1 pseudogene is annotated in these 262 nt (G+C 26.0%); it reads right to left on the bottom strand.

The features are described from left to right. Positions 1-88: 88 nt before the first annotated feature. Positions 89-262 (bottom strand): annotated as a pseudogene (locus RTW80_RS29645) (3-deoxy-D-manno-oct-2-ulosonate III transferase WaaZ); the annotation flags it as partial.

The raw sequence follows: 262 nt of genomic DNA on the forward strand, positions 1-262 counted from the left end.
TATTGGTGTGACGGTAAATATTATTTTTTTAATCATTATTAGCCAACTCCAATATAATTTATAACACGTAATAAACACATATAAAATATTAGCTTATTTTTTCATAAACACACGGCTCTTCAATTTCGGATATTTTCATATAGGGAATAATATCATATTGAATTGCAGTATCGTCGGATAAATTATAAATATTGATATCTTCTATATTTTCACGCATAAAACGGAAAAATGGTAAAATTTTGAATAAATCCCGAGTCAACTC

Origin of the sequence: Escherichia sp. AM3, assembly GCF_032029835.1 — a bacterium.
Classification (GTDB): Bacteria; Pseudomonadota; Gammaproteobacteria; order Enterobacterales; family Enterobacteriaceae; genus Escherichia; species Escherichia coli.